The sequence below is a fragment of the Permianibacter fluminis genome (assembly GCF_013179735.1).
Classification (GTDB): Bacteria; Pseudomonadota; Gammaproteobacteria; order Enterobacterales; family Permianibacteraceae; genus Permianibacter; species Permianibacter fluminis.
Genome location: NZ_JABMEG010000002.1, coordinates 54,482 through 71,617 on the forward strand (window position 1 = coordinate 54,482; position 17,136 = coordinate 71,617).

The following is a 17,136-nucleotide window of genomic DNA, read 5'->3' on the forward strand; positions in this document are numbered from 1 at the left end:
CAATCTGAATTCGTTCTCCGTTTATCAGTTCTCGTAGCCTCGATTAGCGAAGCGTGATCGAGGTCAAACAGACAAGACCTATTGGGGCTGTTCTTCTCTGCCTTACTGACACAGGAGGTCATATGGGCCCTATCGAAGTCGTTGCTGCAATCATCACTGCTGCTGGTGGCAGCGCCGTCATTGTTGCCGGACTTGCCGCCTGGCTTGGCAAGCTGTGGCTGGATCGCGCCGCCAATCTGAACAAGCTGCTGGGTGATGTCGATGTGGATTTGCGCAAGCGCCGCATCGAAGTCTATGGCGAGCTGTGGAAACTCACGGCCATTCTGCCGAAATGGCCGCGCGACCAAACCGTTACCTACGAGCAATTGCAGGCTTTCAGCCAGATGTTACGCGGCTGGTATTACGAGCGCGGCGGCATGTATCTGTCGCGGAGCACTCATAAGCAGGGCTACGGTCCGCTACAAGACCAATTGCAAACGCTGCTGTCCGCAGGCAAGAGTGGAAAAATAACGGATGTCGATTACGATGTCGTGCGAGAAAAGTGCAGCTATTTGCGTAGCTGCCTGGCCAGCGATATCGAATCCCGGCGCGAGGGGCTGGACCCGAATAGCTAGTAAGCTGGCTCTCGTAGCCTCGATTAGCGAAGCGTAATCGAGGTCAAATGGGCGCAGCTCATTTGATGAGTGTTTTGCCGTGAGAGCAAAAGAATAGTGCCGTAGTCTGTCGCAACGTTACTGCCGGACATTCCCGACAAAGCCCCCAACCCTGGCCCGTCCATTGGGACGGTTTGTAATTCCTCGCTTCACCCCCCTTGCAGGGGAGGGCGTTGGGGCTACTGATTGACGTGATGCGGACGCAGGCAATCGAACAGGAGCAGTCTTTCATGATGCAAGGACACACCGGCGGCTGTTACTGCGGCAATCTTCACTTCACCATGCAGCTGGCGAACGGTGCGTCGAGCTACCAGCCGCGCGCCTGCGATTGCGATTTCTGCTGCAAGCATGGTGCGGCCTGGTTGTCGGACCCGGCCGGCTCGCTGTACATCACGGTTGAGGATTCCACGCAACTACGCCGGTTTCGACAAGGCTCGGAGCAGGCCGAATTTCTGCTCTGTGGCCAATGTGGTGTGCTGATTGGCGTTTGCTATCAGCAAGCCGGACAACGGTTCGCGGCGGTCAATGTCCGCGCGGTGGCGAGTTCCAGCTTCGCTGCCGTGGTGCCTGCATCGCCCAAGCAGTTGTCTGCCAGCGAGAAAACCGCGCGCTGGCTTCGGCTCTGGTTTCCCAACGTGGTATTGAAAACTGTCTAGCCAATATCTGAATCGATGTTTGATGCTAACGGTGATAAAACGGCCAAAGCCGTGGAAAAATCCAGATCTGTCATCGCTTTGTCCAGTCTTTGTAGCTCTTGGTCGCTTAGTTTGTCAGCAAAACTTCCACGCAAGGCTGGATAACGATTCGCGGCAGAAAGTTTGCGTTGTGTCAGTTGCTGCAAGAATTCATCAAACTCCGTCGCTGATAACGCCTTCTCGCGCTGATTGCCCGGGGCAGAATCTTGCACGCCCAACACGCTTTTGAGGGAGGCTAGTAACTGTGCGAGTTCCTGCTCGAACTGTAAAAAGAGGCGCTCAACATCTGCAGTGTTGCCAGACTTAATTGCGACTTCAATGTGTTCGGTGCAGGTGATAAAGCTGCGCGAGCCGAACATGCCAATTGATCCCCGCAAGGAGTGAAAATGCCGTGCCACCGTATCGGTCTGTCCCGAACTCCACAGCGCGCGAGCGGTGGTGAGTGGCTCCATCCCGCGTTCCAATACTTTCCTTGCCAGCGCATTGAGAGCAAGACGGACTGCATTGTCCTTGCCCATTGATGCCAACTTATTTTCAAGCTCAGACACGTTTTGCTCCGCCTGTACTGTGGCCGATAAATCGGTTGCCAGCGGGGCCGAGGCAGTCATCGAGCCTTTCGAAATCGCCTGCCCAGTCAGCAGCGATTGAATGACCGCCATCATTTGCGGAACTTCAATGGGCTTGCCAATAAAGCCATTCATGCCAGCGGCATTGCAGGCGGCGCGTTCTTCAGTCAATACCCCGGCACTCATTGCAATAATTGGCAGCGTGAGGTTCAATTCCGCTCGAATTCGTCGGGTTGCCGAAATGCCATCAAGAACCGGCATTTGAATATCCATCAGTACCAAATGAAATGAGGACGGTGCCGCGTTCAGAATCTCAAGGGCGATCGCGCCATTTGCGGCCATCGTGACTGTTGCCCCCGCCCCCTCCAATATCCCTCGTGCGACGACCTGATTGAACTCGTTGTCCTCCACTACAAGAATGGAAGTGCCTGCTAGAGCGGCGGTGTGATCTGGAGTGAGAAGCGCTGCAGAATTTGTGTGCCCCTGCACACCCTTATAGTCCAATAGTTCCAGTGCAATGTCATAGAGCGTAGAGCCTGAAATTGGCTTGACCAGTATCGCCTCAGCGATCCCCGCTTCTTGTTGCCTCTTGGACAGCGCTTCCTGTCGATACGGGTTTGCCATCAGCGCAATCCGCAACGTACTGGGCTGTGCGAGTCGACGGAGCTCCTCAACCTTGTTCTCACCCTGTGCTTCGATCAGTTTCCAGTCGAGCAGTGCCAGGTCAAACGGACTGTCGGATTTGCTTGCCTTGTCAATCATGAGCTCCGCTGATTGAATAGAATCGGAGACGCACGGGGTCCAGCCCCACGCTGCGACCGTCTTGCCAAGATAGCTTCTGCTGGTTTCGCTATCGTCGACAATGAGCAGCAGCGGCCTGCGCGGTAGCGTAGAGCGTGGTTGTGTAGGCTCGGCCCTTGAATCCAATGCAAGCGGCAGCGTCACGCAAAACTCGCTGCCCTCACCAACGGCGCTGTTAACGGTGATTTGCCCCTGCATCATTCCGGTGAGGTGGCGACTGATGGCCAGTCCAAGGCCGGTACCACCGAAGCGTCGTGTTGTTGATGCGTCCGCCTGAGAAAAGGGCGCAAACAGTCTTTCTTGTTGCGCCTTTGTCATACCAATCCCCGTGTCGCGAACGTGGAATGCCAGTAGCGCACCTGTCTCGCTGGTTGAAATCAGCTTGACCAACACCGCCACTTCGCCCTTCTCGGTGAACTTCACGGCATTGCTGGTGAGGTTGACCAGTATTTGCTGAATCCGCAGCGAGTCACCGATGAGGTGCTGAGGCGTGTTGGGCTCCACTGCTATCGCAAGCTCCAAATCCTTCTCTCTGGAATATACGGACATGATCGTTCCGACAGCGGTCAGTACATCATTCAGGCGGAATGGCTTCAGGTCCAGGTCGAGTTTGCCTGCCTCGATTTTTGAAAAATCCAGGATGTCATTCAATATTGCGAGTAAATTTTCCCCCGAGACACGGACCATCTCAAGATACTTTCGCTGGGTGGCGTCAAGCTTTGTGCTGGCCAGCAGTTGTGTCAGGCCGAGTACGGCATTCATCGGTGTGCGAATTTCATGACTCATGTTGGCGAGGAAGTAGGATTTTGCTTTGCTTCCGGCATCCGCCTCGTCTTTTGCCGCCCTTAATCTGCCCTCCAACTCCATTTGATCGGTAATGTCGCGGTTGATGCCGGTAACGCGAATGACGTTGTTGAATTTATCGCGCTCCAGCTGAGCTCCCGCTTGAATATATCGAGTGCTGCCATCGCGTCGGACAACGCGAAAGATGGGGTCATAAGGTGGGCCGCCTTGAACCGCAGCAAGCAACCTGCCTTCAGTCGCCTCAACATCATCGGGATGCACGCGGTCCCGCCAGTGCTCGTAGCGCAAGCCGCTGTCACGCAAGTTCAGCGGTTGGTCATAAATGCGGTACATGCGCTCGTTCCAGGTCAGCACGTTGCTCGCTATGTCCCAGGTCCATACGCCGAGGTCGGCGACCTCAGATGCCAGGAGCAATTGGTCACGTGCGGATAGAAGAGCATCGCGCTGCTGCTGCAATTCAGTAATGTCGCTAGCGATCCCCAAAAATCCGGTAATGTCATTGTTATCGTCACGAATGGCCGTCACCGCGAGATTGACTGTTCGGTGCGAGCCATCGCGCCTCACATAGGTCCAGACCCGGGTTTCGGGACCTTCAGTTTTTGCTTTGTAGACAAAGACGTCAAATCCGGAGATCGGTCGCCCGTACAACTGGCTCAACTCTCCGGCTCTGGCGACCACCTCGGATTCTAGGTGGAAAGGGGCTGGTGTGGTCTTCTCGATGACGTCACTTGCAACATAGCCGAGCATACGCTCTGCGCCCGCATTGAATACGGTGATAACGCCGTCGATTCCGGTGGCGATGATTGATACTTCCGTCGCTGAATTGAGTACGCCATTTAGCAGGCTGTTGGTGCGACCAAGCTCCTTGGTGCGCTCCCTGACCTGCTGCTCAAGTTGCTCATTTAACTCACGAACTCGAATAGCGGCAGCCTTCTCACTGGTGATGTCGCGGATAATCTTTGAGGCGCCAATGACCTTGCCATTTGCGTCGAATAGGGGGGAAACGTTTACGGACACATCAATCAGTTCGCCGTTTTTGCGCTGCCTCCGCGTTTCAAAGTGGCCAATGCGTTCAGCCCGGCGAATACGAGACAAAATATCCTGTTCCTCATGTTGCAAGTCGGCCGGCACAATGAGGTCGACCAACCGCCGACCGATGGCTTCTTCTGGTGTAAAGCCGAAAAGCAGTTCCGCACCCACATTCCAGCTGGTGACAGTGCCATCAATCGATTTCCCGATGATGCCATCGGATGAGCCGGCTACAATGCTCGCCAGTCGATATTGCTGTTCCGATATTTCTCGCCGCCGCTGCAAGTTGACTGCCAGAATATTGGCCGAGCCTGCGAGCAAGAGGCTGAGCAAAGACCCTGCGATGAGGACGAGAACGGGAGACAGCGTATGCAGTTGCTCCTCGAAGGCGGGCAGAGCAATCAAGTGAATTCGCCAGTTTCGGCCAAAAACCGTACGGTCAGCGGTTGCCGAGCTAATTGCCACTGACGGGCTTTTCTGGCTATTGCCTGTAATGCGAAAAAACTCCTCAGGTTGCTCCGGCCGCGTGACATCAGTAAGGACCAGTTGCAGCTGATTGGCGTCAATCGACAGATCCGACAGTACATCTTTCATCGTCAACGGAGCGTAGCTCCAGCCGATTGCTTCTGCTTCACGCTGTTGGGCCGACGCTGGCGTTTCTCCACTTTGATAGACCGGCATCATGACGAGGAATGACTGCTGTGGGTTCCCACTGGCCTGAACAAGGGTAATGGGGCCACTCAGCCTGGTTTCGCCACTTTGTATTGCAGCATCCGCCGCTTGCTTCCGAGTGGGTTCAGACGCTATGTCCAAACCTACTGCCTGAATGTTACGAATCACCGGCTCGATGTACTGAATGACGTAGCGCTCACCGGAGTGCTGCTGAATCTGTCTAATCTGGAAGTCAGGCCAGTCATCGGCACGAGCCAGCGCCAGGAAGGCCTGCTCTTGTTCAGGGCGGACTTTGCGAATAAAGCCGAACCCTCGCGCGCCGGGAAATTCCTTATCAATGTTTCGAGTCTTGCTGTATCGCGCGATAATGTCGCGACTGAGGTTTGAACCGGCCGTTAAAACGGCGCCACGCAGACCGCGCAATCCGTATTGGTAGAGATACAAGCGGTCTTCTATTTTGTGCGCGATTGCCTCTGTCTCTTGCCGAAGCGCAAAGTCAATTTTCTGGTGATTGTTGCGGTTGACCTGCCAAGCCAGCAGCGCTGTCGCAAGCACGCTGACAAGCATCGTGAGAACGAACCAATGTGGGTGTCGCGGTCCGGTATAGTGATGTAAACGCATGCCCGTGCTGACCTCGCATTAACCGCCATGGCCCGGCGCCCACAGATGAGGTGGCCGACTGCCGATAACAGAAAGGGCAGTGCGTCGTGCCAGCTCAATTGAGTCTAGCTGTTTCCCACCAACCTGAATGATGGGGAGCAAAAAAGTTGGCGGCGGCGGTGGCCAGCAGAAGCATTGACCATGGTGTGCAGACTTTATGGACCGAGAAACCTATCCGGTGAGCACGGCAACGGCCCGATTTCTGCCGGCGGATTTTGCTCGGTACAACGCTTGATCGGCGGCAGCAATCTGCGCCACGGCAGTATCAAGTGGGCCGGGAGTGCTGGTGGCAAGACCGACACTGACAGTGACGTGTTTGCCGGTTCCTGAATAGGCATGTGGCAGGTTGAGTTGTCCAATAAGCAAACACAAACGGCTGCCCAACGCTTGGGCTGCAACGAGGTCGGTATGAGGCAGTATGACGGCGAACTCCTCACCGCCATAACGCGCCACAGTTTCCCCTGGACGACGACATGACGCGTTGATGGCCAGAGCGACCTGCCGGAGTGTCTCATCCCCTTGCAAATGCCCGTATCCGTCATTGAACGCCTTGAAGTGGTCAATATCAATAAGTGCGATGGTAAGGGGTGTCCGCTGCCGACGGTGCCGCTCAAACTCTTCCGTCACCGTGCTATCAAAGTAGCGTCGGTTGTAAAGAGTGGTCAGGCTATCTTGATTGACGAGTTTGGCAAGGGCTGCTGATTGGTGGTGTAGCCGCAGCTGAGTTTTCACCCTTGCCTTGACCGAAGCCGGATTGAACGGCTTTGCGATAAAGTCGGAGGCACCAGATTCCAGCGACTTCGCTTCGCTTTCCATGTTGCTGCTGGCCGTCATCATGATGATGGCGCAAGAGTGTGTTTTACCGGGCGATATTAGCTGTTTGCAAACTTCGTAGCCAGTGGCGTCCGGCAATTCGACATCAAGCAGGATGAGGTCTGGCGGAGCTAGCCGCACTTGTTCCAATGCTGTGGCGGCGTCTGACGCGAAGTACAGATTTGGATAATCACTCAGGATGTGGCTCAGCAAGTGAATCACATCGATGCTGTCGTCAACAATCAAAATGGCGCTGTTTTTCTCCAGCTCACTCAACATTACTCAGCACCTCCACTGTCATCACCATGCTGACCAAAGAGCTGGTCCGGTGGTGCTGGCCGGCAGTAAAGAAAGCCCTGCCCAAACAGGCAGCCCATCTCAATGAGGGCATCTGCTTGTTCTTGCGTTTCCACGCCTTCTGCGATCATGCCAAGGCCCAAGGTCTCACTCAAAGTGATAATGGCCTTTACTATCGCCAAATCACTTTTGTCAGCCAGCATGTCGTGAATAAAGGATTTATCGATTTTTACCGTATCAACGCTGAATCTCTTGAGATAGGCGAGGCTGGAGTAGCCGGTCCCGAAGTCATCAATGGACAAGCAGACGCCGAGGGCCTTCAGTTCTGACAAGCTTGTTTGCGCTGAGTCGATGTTTCCCATTAGGGAGCTTTCCGTGATCTCAAGCTCAAGCAAGGAGGGGGCGATACCTGTTCGCGTGAGCACGTCTGCCACCACATTGGGCAATAGCCCTGAGCCAAAATGCCGGGCGGAAATGTTGACAGAGACTTTTATGGCCTTTCCGGCCTCACTCCATTTGGCTATTTGTGAGCAGGCTTGTTCGAGTACCAATTTATCCAACGTTTCGATCAATCCGGTTTCTTCGGCCAGCGGAATAAATTGCGCCGGTGAAATGAGTTGCCCTCCGGCATCGCGCATGCGAATAAGGGCCTCAGCTCCTACTATTTCGCCGGTTTTCATTTGCACTTTGGTTTGATAAAAAACTTCAAGGCGGTTATTCGTGAGCGCCTCGCGCAAATGCGCTTCAAGGCGCTGGCGAAGCAGTACCTGCTCCTCCAGATCGTGCGAGAAAAACCGGAAGCAGTCTCGACCTTCTTTCTTTGCTCGGTACATCGCCACGTCGGCGTGGCGCATCATGGTTTCCGGGTCGGCCGCATCGTCGGGAAACAGACTGATGCCGATGCTGAGCGATAGGTTAATGGGGCCGCTTGGGCTGCTAAACGGAGGGCTCATGACTTGTTGCAGCTTCTTCGCGACCTCTTCGGCGTTTTGTGCAGAGCGAAGGTCTGGAATGAGTAGAATGAACTCGTCGCCGCCAAAGCGGCTGATCGTGTCGTTGCCGCGAAGCTGTTTTTGCAATCGTATGGCGGCCTGCTGTAACAGATCATCACCAACGGCATGGCCAACAGAGTCGTTGATATATTTGAAGTTGTCGAAATCCATCATGAGCATGGCGACTTTTGCGCCCGAGCGTCGAGCGGTATGCAGTGCTTGCGAGAGTCGGTCATGCAGCAGAACTCGGTTAGGCAAATCGGTCAGCGCGTCATGATTGGCAAGGTGACTCATTTTAAGGGCCATTGCTCGTGCTTCGCTGACATCATGGAAAACGACGATGGCGCCGGAGAGTCGGCCTGAGTGGTCGATAATTGGTGCTGCCGAGTCTTCTATGTAGTGGTCCTGCTCACGCCCACGAAGCGTTGTATCCAATGCCATGCCGACTCGTCGGCGATCCTTGATTGCCATACGGACGGGGTTGCTGATTGGATTGCCATTTTCACCATCAATCAAGGGCATCACCGTTTCAATGGCTTGCCCCAATGCCTCCTGTAGCGACCAACCCGTCATCGCCTCGGCGATCGGATTCATCAGGGTGATTTTGCTGTCGATGTCTGTCGCAATAACGGCATCGCCAATGGAGTTCAGCGTGATGTGCAGTCGTTCTTTTTGTTCTTCCAGGGCCAGTTCGGCCCTCTTTTGCGAGGAAATATCGGTTAGCAACATCAGTACGCCATGATCCTGACGCGACACCAGAGATGCTTTCGCGTAACGTCGGCTGCCGGCCTTGTCAATGAAGCTGACATCAACTGCGCTTTGTCCATGCAGGGCGACCTGTTGTAGCGGCATTTTCAGCTGTTCGTGCAGTTCCTTTCCAACAACCACGGACATGGCGAGACCGCGCATCTCGTCAGGTGATTTGCCAAACCAGGAGCCGAGACTGTCATTGCTGAATAGATTGGTCAGGTCCGTATTCCAATAGCCAATAAACGCAGGCAGGTGATCAACCAGCATGCGAAGTTCTGTATTGGCTTTGGCAAGATCTACTGCACGTTGACGAAGCAGCAGATGATTTTGTATGCGAACCCGGCAAATCGAGGGGTCGAGCGGCTTGGTAATGAAATCGACACCGCCTATGGCCAGTGACTGGAGCTCATAGTTGATGTTCGGACTGGCGGTAACAAATATGACGGCACAATTTGCGGTGAGTGGATCTGCAGTGAGGGCAGCGAACAGCTCATAGCCGTCCATTTCCGGCATTTCGATATCGAGCAAGGCCAAGTCAGGTGGCTGTTGGCGGGCGAGTGCTAGAGCTTCTTTTCCGGATGTTGCAAACATCAGCTCACCGAAACCCTCCAGAATCGCGCCCAGGATTCGAATGTTGTCGATCACGTCATCAACAATCAGGATTATGGGGGGGCGGCTGCTGGTCGCCTGCAACTCAAACATGCGGACTCCGTTGTCGTAAACGTGGGTCGCCCCTCGGCTACCTGTCTTGCTTGCGATGCGAGAGAAAAAGATATTGGCTGTCTGCGGCGGTCTGCTCAATACCCTTGCCTTGACGCCATCCTTGTCCTGATTGCTCCTGCCATTTGTTATTGTGGAGCAGTATCTCTGTTGAAGATTAGTTCATCTCTGCCGTTTTTACCGGGGCCTGCTGCGGCGCGTCAATTTGGGTGATGGCGTTTGACTGATACTGGCTGGTGGCTTTTTGCCAAGTCTTTTTTTGCTGGCAGGCAACAGTACGGAAGCGACCTCAACGTCAGCGCGGAGATTGTTGTGGGCAACGGTATGTATCCCGTGTTTAGTGACAGCAGCGGCCGAGCGAGCGAAATGACGTAATAAAAATGTGGCTTTTTACCCTGAAAGGTAATGCGGGAGGGGGCGCTGTTATAGGGGAGGGAGGCGGCGAGCACCTCAATGTCTTGCAGATACAAAAACGGCGCCTGACGGCGCCGTTTTTTTTTGGCCGTCCTGCCGACAATCAGTTTGTCCGCTTGAACTTGGCCGGTACTTCAAAAACGCTGTCGCGTTCCGGTTGCACGGCCATTTTCTTCACTTCATAGGTGAATTGCACCAGCGGGCCGGTTGGCGCAGTGGCCTGGCTGGCTTTGCCGGTTACCCAATCGAGCGGATTGCTGCTGAGACTCGGGCTGGCAGCAGGCTTGTTGCTGGCGCCGCAAGTTTCGTCGGTGGCGGTCCATTCCACTTTCATGGCCAGCGGATAGCCTTTCATTTTCTGCACTTCCTTGCCCAGCGACACCGCCCAGTTTTCCGCTTTCGGGCCGAGCGAATTGCCGAGTCCGGCCAGCGCCATGTACACGTCCTTGTTGATCAGGTTGCGGATGTCGGTGCCGGCCAGCATGGCTTTGGCGTAATTCTGCTCAAAGTTGTTTTGCATCGCCAAGGCATCTTTCATGCCGCCTTTCAGCTCGGCATTCCAGAAATCAAAGGTGACGGTGTTGGTGGCTTTCTTGCCAGCCGGATCTTTCAGTTCCACAAACCAGACCAGGCGGTAGAGCTGGGCATCGGCGCTGGCAATGCTGCGTTTGTCGCTGAGGCTGTTGCCCTTGAACGTGTTCTTTTGCACGGTCAGTTTGCAGGACGATTCTTCCGGCTTCTCCGGCCGTGGCTGGCTCGGTGTGGTCGGCTTTTCCGGCTGGGTTGGCGTCGCTGGCAGCGGGCAACCTTTCAGCGGGCATTCGGTGTAGGTTTTTTCTTTCTGGTCGAGTTCCCAGTGCAGATTGCGGTCCAGCCGCAGGATTTCATCATTGCCGGACAGGAAGCGGCCGACGGTATTGCGCAGCAGCCAGTTATCAAACTGGAAATCGTTGGCGGTGCGACGGCGATCGGCGCGGGCATATTGCACCGACTTGCCTTTGACGTTCGGCAGCATGGCGCCGCCAAGGGTCGATTCGCTGGCGATGACCGCGGTGGGATTTTGCGGCGTGGTATCGGCTGGCTCCGGCATCACGCTGGCACAGCCGGCCAAGCTGGCGGCGAGCACGCTGAGCAATAGTCCTTTCATCGATGTAGTCCTCCATTCCGTTGTGGGCGAGTGCGGCGCCTCGTTTGCTGTTTCGGCGGTTGCAATCCAGGTTGCCGCGCCAGCAGCCAGCTGGCTGCAGCAGGGCCGCACTATAGCACCGCTGCAGCGGCCATTGTGGGCGCAGTTGCCTTTACAGAAATGGCCAATTCGGGCAGGCTTGCCGACTCATTCTTGCCTGGCGCGGCTGGCGGTTGCCCGCTGTTGCAGACATGCACTCTTGTGCTTTTTCCAACGATTCACTCAGGACGAGTATCGCTGTGTTGGATGGCCGTTTATCTCTGACGACACCGGAAGGTGTGCGCTTGCTGTTGACCCCGGCCGGACCGGCCATTCGGGCCGCCGCGTGGGCGCTCGATTTCATTGTCTGGCTAGTCATCGCGTTTTTCGGCATCTGGATCTTTTCCGGCAGCAAACTCGGCGCCGGCGTGATCGGGCTCATCCTGTTTGTCAGTTACTGGGGCTACCCGGTGATCTGCGAGGTGTATTTCCGTGGCCGTTCGATTGGCAAACGCGCGTTTGGTCTGGAAGTGCTGCGTGCCGATGGCCTGCCGGTGGGCTGGCGTGAATCGGCGCTGCGCAATCTGATCGCCGTCGCCGATTTCCTGCCGATGCTTTATGCCAGCGGCCTGCTGTGCATGTTGCTTGATCGGCGCTTTCGCCGGCTGGGCGATATCGTTGCCGGCACTCAGGTGGTGTATCACGAGAAACTGCCCGCACGCAGCCAGTTCACCGACGTTCAGCCGCTCGCGACCAGCTATCCGCTGACGCCGGAGCAGCAGCGCATCCTCATCGGCCTGTTTGAACGGGAAAAGAAATTACCGGTCGAGCGGATGCAGGAACTCGCCAGCATTGCCGAACCGATCACCGGGTTGACCGGTGCCGCGTCGCTGGCGGAGTTGCGCGGCATTGCCGCCGGGCTGACCCAATGAAGCAGAAAACTTTCGAAACCGAACAAGCGGCGTTGTGGACGGGAATCGAAGCCGTGCTGAACGGCTCGGCCAAACAGCTTGATGATTTTCCGGCCCAGTATCGCCGGCTGTGTCAGTCGCTGGCACTGGCCAGGCAGCGCGGTTACTCGCCGTCACTGACCGATTATCTGCAAAAACTGGTGCTCGATTGTCACCGCCGTTTGTATGGCGTGGAGATCGAGCGGCCGATGCTGCTGCGGCTGTGGTTGAGCCATACTTTTCCGCAGCGGGTGCGCGAAGAGTGGCGCTTGCTGGCGCTGGCATCGCTGACATTTTTCGGCGTCGCGCTGGTGACCGGTTTGCTGGTCTGGTTCAAACCGCACTGGGCCTACAGTTTCATGTCTGGCGCCGAGCTCAATCAATTTCATGGCATGTATCAGCCGGGCCAAACGGCGGTCGGTCGTGGCGGCAGCGAAGGCGATGTGGCGATGTTCGGGTTTTATATCTGGAACAACGTCTCGATTGGTTTTCGGACCTTTGCCAGCGGTATTTTTGCCGGCGTGCCAACCCTGATCAGTCTCGGCTCCAATGGCATGCACCTCGGCGTGGTTGGCAGCTGGCTCAGCATGGATGCCAGCACGCGACCGGTGTTCTGGTCGTTTGTCATCACCCATTCCAGTTTTGAAATCACCGGTCTGCTGTTGTCCGGCGTCGCTGGCATGCGGCTTGGTCTGGCGCTGATTCACCCGGGTCGCCTGAGTCGTCGGCATGCCTTGCTGGCAGCTAGTGAGCGGATGTTTCCGATCATTGTCGGCGCGGCATTACTGACCGTGCTGGCGGCTTTCTTTGAAGGCTTCTGGTCGGCCAGCGCCAGCATTTCACAGCCGGTCAAATTTATTGTCGGTGGCATCTGCTGGCTGACGGTGCTGCTCTATTTCGCGTTCGCCGGTCGGGTGACGCGCTGATGCAACTGGATAAATTGCAACTGGATCTGCGGCCACGGCCGAACGCCCAAGCGCTGGATCTCGGTTTTGAATTGCTGCGCGTGCAAAGCAAACCGGTGCTGCTCAGTTGGCTCGGTTTGTGGTTGCCGCTGTCGGCGTTGTGCCTGCTGCTGACCGCATGGCAGCCGAAGTTGGTCTGGTTGTGGTGGCTGCTGTTGTGGTGGCTGCGGCCGCTGCTGGAACGGGCGCCGTTGTACGTGCTGTCGCGCCAGGTATTCGGCGAAGACGTCAGCACCGCAGCGGCACTCAAGGCCTGGCCGGGGCAATTGCGCGGTGGCTGGTTTCGCTTGCTGACCTGGTGGCGTCCGTTCATGCCGGGCCGCGGTCTGTATCAACCGATTTGGCAACTGGAAGGGCTGCGCGGCAAAGCGGCGGCTGACCGGCGCCAGGTGATTGGCCGTGACACGGCCAGCGCCGCGTATTGGTTTGGCGTCGCCTGTGCCCATTTTGAAATGGTCATCCAGTTTGGCTTCATCGCTTTCATTGGATTCTTTCTCAGCGATGAAGACAGCATCAATCCGCTGTCGATGTTTTTCTCAACCAACGCAAGCAAAGAAGCGTGGCTGGCTCTGCTGTCGGTTGCCGGCAGCGTGCTAAGCGGCGCCATCATCGGGCCGATTTATACCGCCTGCACGTTCACGTTGTATCTGAATCGCCGCGCCACACTGGAAGCCTGGGATGTCGAGATCATGCTGCGCCAGCTGAAGCGGCCGGCAGCGGCCTCTTCGGCACCATCGGCGGGCGTCGCCATGCCGGCCTTGCTGGCAATGGCTGTGTCGGCGTTGCTGTTGCTGGGCAGCGCTTGGCCTGATTCGGCCAGCGCGGCGCCAGCAAAAACAGCACCCGCAAAAGCAGCACCCGCAACAACAGAACCCGCACCAGCAACGAACCCGGCGGCAAAAACCTGTGAGCCGCCGGTGTGGCTGGCCGAGCGTTTCCAATGGTCCTCCAAGGCGCACAGTTCAGAGCAGGCCGAAATCCGGGAGGCGGTGAAAGCGGCGCTCGATACCGACGAGCTGCGCGGTTATCGCTGTGAATACATCTGGACGCTGAAAAAAGATGCGAACGAAAAGAAAAAGACCGCAGAAAAACCGGATCTGAAACTGCCGGATTTCAGTCTTTACGCAACGATAATGAAAGTGCTGTTGATCGTGGCGGCCATCTTTCTGGTGCTGTGGTTGGCGTATCGCTACCGCGGCCATTTCCCCAGCTTTTATCGCGAGCCACCAGCGCAAGCAGCAACTGAAATTGCCGGGCTGGATATTCGGCCGGAATCGCTGCCAACCGATGTGGTGACGGCGGTTCGGCAGTTGTGGCAACGCGGCGAGCTGCGTGCGGCACTGGCGCTACTGTATCGCGCCACCCTGTCGCGGCTGGTCAGTGACGCCGGTTTGGCCTTGACTCGCGGCGCCACGGAAAACGATTGCCTGCGCGTCGCCCAGCGCGCCCATGCCGCACAGCAATTGTCTGCTGCCGGTCTCGCGGTTGCGACCGAGGTCACCGAGCTGTGGCTATACGCCGCGTTTGCCGACCGCTGGCCAGGTAACGAACAGATCGAGTCAGCGCTGGCCGATTGGCAACAGGCGTTCATCCAGCGCGAGGTGCCCGCATGAGCGTTGCCAGCGTGTCGTCGCGGCGAATGAAAAAAAATATCCTGCTCGGCGGACTGACGGTGCTGTTATTGGCGCTGTCGGTGTGGGCCTGGTTTCATTTCATGGAAAAGCGCTGGCTGGCGCTGCCGCATTTTTCGCCCGAGGCGGCTCGCAATCCCATGCTGGCCAGCACGCAATTGCTGAAACGCTTTCATTACGACGTGAAAGCCGATGGTTCGCTGCAATCCTTGCTGCGGCAACCGCTGCCCGACGGCACGCTGATCATGGCCGATGCCGGTGGCATTTTCACCGAGGAACAGGCCGATGACTTGCTGGCCTGGGTCGCACGCGGCAACACCCTGATTGTCCAGCCGCAATGGTCGTCAGCAAAAGCCGTGCAGGACGCATCGGAAGCGGACGAAGCGGATGCACAAGACCATGCCCAAGACCATGCAAAAGATCATGCCAATCCGGCTGATGCCATCCTGACTGACCCGATCGGCGACTACCTTGGTGTCTCGATCCGTTACGGGGATCGTGATAAGCACGCCGAGCTCGATCTGTCCTCCTGCAAGAGCAAAGCCCCGGTTGCCGACGACGAGGGCGGGGAGGCCACGCTGCCAGAATCTGATTCTGCCGCTGCCGATACCGGAGCCGCAGAAGACAGCGCAAGCGAACCGGATGTCACCAATCAGGACCGTGTCAGTGCAGAGCCGCAGCAAGACTTTTCAGTCAATGCCGACGTTGCTGCCGATGTCGATGCCGATGCAGATGCAGACGTCGACGTTGACGCTGCGACGGCGGCCGATACCGATCCACTAACCGACAAGGACGGCCCGGCGGCGCAAGATGACCAGAAAAAACCGAAGATAGCGTTTGATGAAATCGCGTTTCCGCAGCTGGCGTATCCGCTGCAAGTCGCGCGCGAGAACATTTATCTCGACAGCGAAGACGAAAGTTTTTCGCCGCTGCTGACCGATGCCAGCGGTGGCTCGGTCCGGGTGTACGAAGAAGGCGATGGCCATATCGTGCTGCTGGCCAGCAATTTCTTCAACAACGGTTCACTGGGCCATCGTGATCACGGCGAGTTGCTGCTGACCCTGCTCAAGCTAAAGCCCGAGCACAAGCGGGTCTGGATCGTCACTGATTTGGATATGCCGGCCTGGTACGACGCGCTCTGGCAGTATTACCGGTGGCCGGTTATCGGTGTGGCGGTGTTGCTGCTGATCTGGTTGTGGCGGGCGCTGCAACGGTTCGGGCCCTTGCTGCCGGAACCGAGTCTGGCCCGGCGCGCGCAACTGGAGCATGTCGATGCCAGCGGTCGCTGGTTGTGGCAAGTGGCATGTGGTCGCGAGCGCCTGCTGCTGGCGGCCAGACACGATGTTGAAGCGGCGCTGCAACGGCAGGCGCCGGAGCTGGGCAAATTGCAGGGCGATGCCCGCATTGCCCGAATTGCCGCGCTCTGTGAGTTGCCAACCGATGAGGTGCAGCTGGCGCTGGTGGCGCCACCGGCACGGTTGCCGGTGGCCTTTACCCGTCAAATACAATTGTTACAGAAGATGAGACAGCACCATGACTGATATCAATGAAACCGTTGCGCCGACCAGCGCGCCAAGCAATGCCGACAAGGCCGCGCAAGCCGGCGAAATTGTCCGCCGACTCAGCGAAGAAGTGCGCCGTGTGGTCGTCGGTCAGCAAGCGGTGGTGGAGCAAGTGCTGGCCTGCTTCCTGGCCGGTGGTCATGTCCTGATCGAAGGCGTGCCGGGGCTTGGCAAAACCTTGCTGGTCAAGGCGCTGGCGAAAACCTTTTCCGGCCAATTCAATCGTATTCAGTTCACCCCGGATCTGATGCCGGCTGATGTCATGGGCCATTCCATTTTTGATTTGAAAGACCAGGTATTCAGTGTTCGCAAAGGGCCGGTGTTCACCAACCTGCTGCTGGCTGACGAGATCAACCGGGCGCCGGCGAAAACCCAATCGGCATTGCTGGAAGTGATGCAGGAGCGGCAGGTGACCATTGAAGGCACCAGCCATCAACTGGCGTCGCCGTTCATGGTGCTGGCGACGCAAAACCCGCTGGAAAATGAAGGCACCTATCCGTTGCCGGAAGCGCAGCTGGATCGGTTTCTGGTCAACGTCCGGATGCAGTATCCGAATGAGCATGACGAGATTGCCATGCTGCAGCAAGTGACCGCCAACCGGATCGGTGACGGACTCGATGTCGGTGCTGTCAATGCGCTGGTCAGTGCCGACATGGTCAACAAGCTGCAGCAGTTTGTCGCCCGCATCCGGGTGGACGATTCGCTGGCCGCTTACGCGGTGCAGTTGACTCGCGCGACCCGCGACTGGCCCGGTATTGCCATTGGCGCCGGCCCGCGCGGCGCCATTGCGCTGGTGCGTATTGCCCGGGCGATGGCGTTGATCGCCGGTCGTGATTTTGTCACGCCGGATGACATCAAGTCGGCCTGCCTGCCGGTATTGCGGCACCGCATTGCGCTGTCGCCGGAAAGCGAACTCGACGGCCTCAGCACCGACAGTTTGCTGAAAGCGCTGGTCGAACAAATTCCTGCGCCGCGCAGCTGACGGATACCACGCCGG

General features: G+C 57.0%; 11 protein-coding genes. 7 read left to right on the plus strand and 4 right to left on the minus strand.

The features are described from left to right. The first annotated feature begins 122 nt into the window (after positions 1 to 122). Positions 123 to 614, plus strand: a complete 492-nt coding sequence (locus HPT27_RS15615) for a hypothetical protein (protein ID WP_172245522.1) — start codon at positions 123 to 125, stop codon at positions 612 to 614. A gap of 269 nt (positions 615 to 883) precedes the next feature. Next, a complete protein-coding gene (locus HPT27_RS15620) occupies positions 884 to 1,309 on the plus strand; it encodes a GFA family protein (RefSeq protein WP_211198070.1) in 426 nt (141 codons plus the stop codon). On the opposite strand, the gene HPT27_RS15625 is transcribed toward HPT27_RS15620, so the two are convergent. The 4 genes from HPT27_RS15625 to HPT27_RS15640 all read right to left on the minus strand — a co-directional run bounded on the left by HPT27_RS15625 (position 1,306) and on the right by HPT27_RS15640 (position 11,013). Beyond that, complete coding sequence (locus tag HPT27_RS15625; RefSeq protein WP_172245523.1) at positions 1,306 to 5,841, minus strand: PAS domain-containing hybrid sensor histidine kinase/response regulator; 4,536 nt, start codon at positions 5,839 to 5,841, stop codon at positions 1,306 to 1,308. The genes HPT27_RS15620 and HPT27_RS15625 overlap by 4 nt on opposite strands. A gap of 210 nt (positions 5,842 to 6,051) precedes the next feature. After that, positions 6,052 to 6,972 carry a diguanylate cyclase domain-containing protein gene (locus HPT27_RS15630; protein ID WP_172245524.1) on the minus strand — a complete coding sequence of 307 codons (921 nt, stop codon included), beginning with the start codon at positions 6,970 to 6,972 and terminating at the stop codon, positions 6,052 to 6,054. Beyond that, positions 6,972 to 9,434, minus strand: coding sequence for an EAL domain-containing protein (locus tag HPT27_RS15635; protein ID WP_172245526.1), 2,463 nt, complete (start codon positions 9,432 to 9,434; stop codon positions 6,972 to 6,974). Before HPT27_RS15635 ends, HPT27_RS15630 begins: the two co-directional genes overlap by 1 nt. Positions 9,435 to 9,969: 535 nt before the next feature. Then, positions 9,970 to 11,013 carry a hypothetical protein gene (locus HPT27_RS15640; RefSeq protein WP_172245528.1) on the minus strand — a complete coding sequence of 348 codons (1,044 nt, stop codon included), beginning with the start codon at positions 11,011 to 11,013 and terminating at the stop codon, positions 9,970 to 9,972. Between the two features lie 278 nt (positions 11,014 to 11,291). Here HPT27_RS15640 and HPT27_RS15645 point away from each other — a divergent pair, with 278 nt between their 5' ends. Genes HPT27_RS15645 through HPT27_RS15665 form a run of 5 tightly spaced genes read left to right on the plus strand, consistent with a single transcriptional unit; the run spans position 11,292 to position 17,121 of the window. Then, positions 11,292 to 11,963, plus strand: a complete 672-nt coding sequence (locus HPT27_RS15645) for an RDD family protein (RefSeq protein WP_172245529.1) — start codon at positions 11,292 to 11,294, stop codon at positions 11,961 to 11,963. Next, positions 11,960 to 12,907 (plus strand): stage II sporulation protein M, encoded by a 948-nt coding sequence (locus HPT27_RS15650; protein WP_172245530.1) that lies wholly within the window; start codon positions 11,960 to 11,962, stop codon positions 12,905 to 12,907. Before HPT27_RS15645 ends, HPT27_RS15650 begins: the two co-directional genes overlap by 4 nt. Beyond that, positions 12,907 to 14,559 (plus strand): hypothetical protein, encoded by a 1,653-nt coding sequence (locus HPT27_RS15655; RefSeq protein ID WP_172245531.1) that lies wholly within the window; start codon positions 12,907 to 12,909, stop codon positions 14,557 to 14,559. Before HPT27_RS15650 ends, HPT27_RS15655 begins: the two co-directional genes overlap by 1 nt. Then, positions 14,556 to 16,118: a DUF4350 domain-containing protein gene (locus HPT27_RS15660; protein WP_172245532.1), complete on the plus strand. Its 1,563-nt coding sequence runs from the start codon at positions 14,556 to 14,558 to the stop codon at positions 16,116 to 16,118. The genes HPT27_RS15655 and HPT27_RS15660 overlap by 4 nt, the downstream gene beginning before the upstream one ends. Further along, positions 16,111 to 17,121 (plus strand): AAA family ATPase, encoded by a 1,011-nt coding sequence (locus HPT27_RS15665; RefSeq protein WP_172245533.1) that lies wholly within the window; start codon positions 16,111 to 16,113, stop codon positions 17,119 to 17,121. The genes HPT27_RS15660 and HPT27_RS15665 overlap by 8 nt, the downstream gene beginning before the upstream one ends. The last annotated feature ends 15 nt before the right edge of the window (positions 17,122 to 17,136 follow it).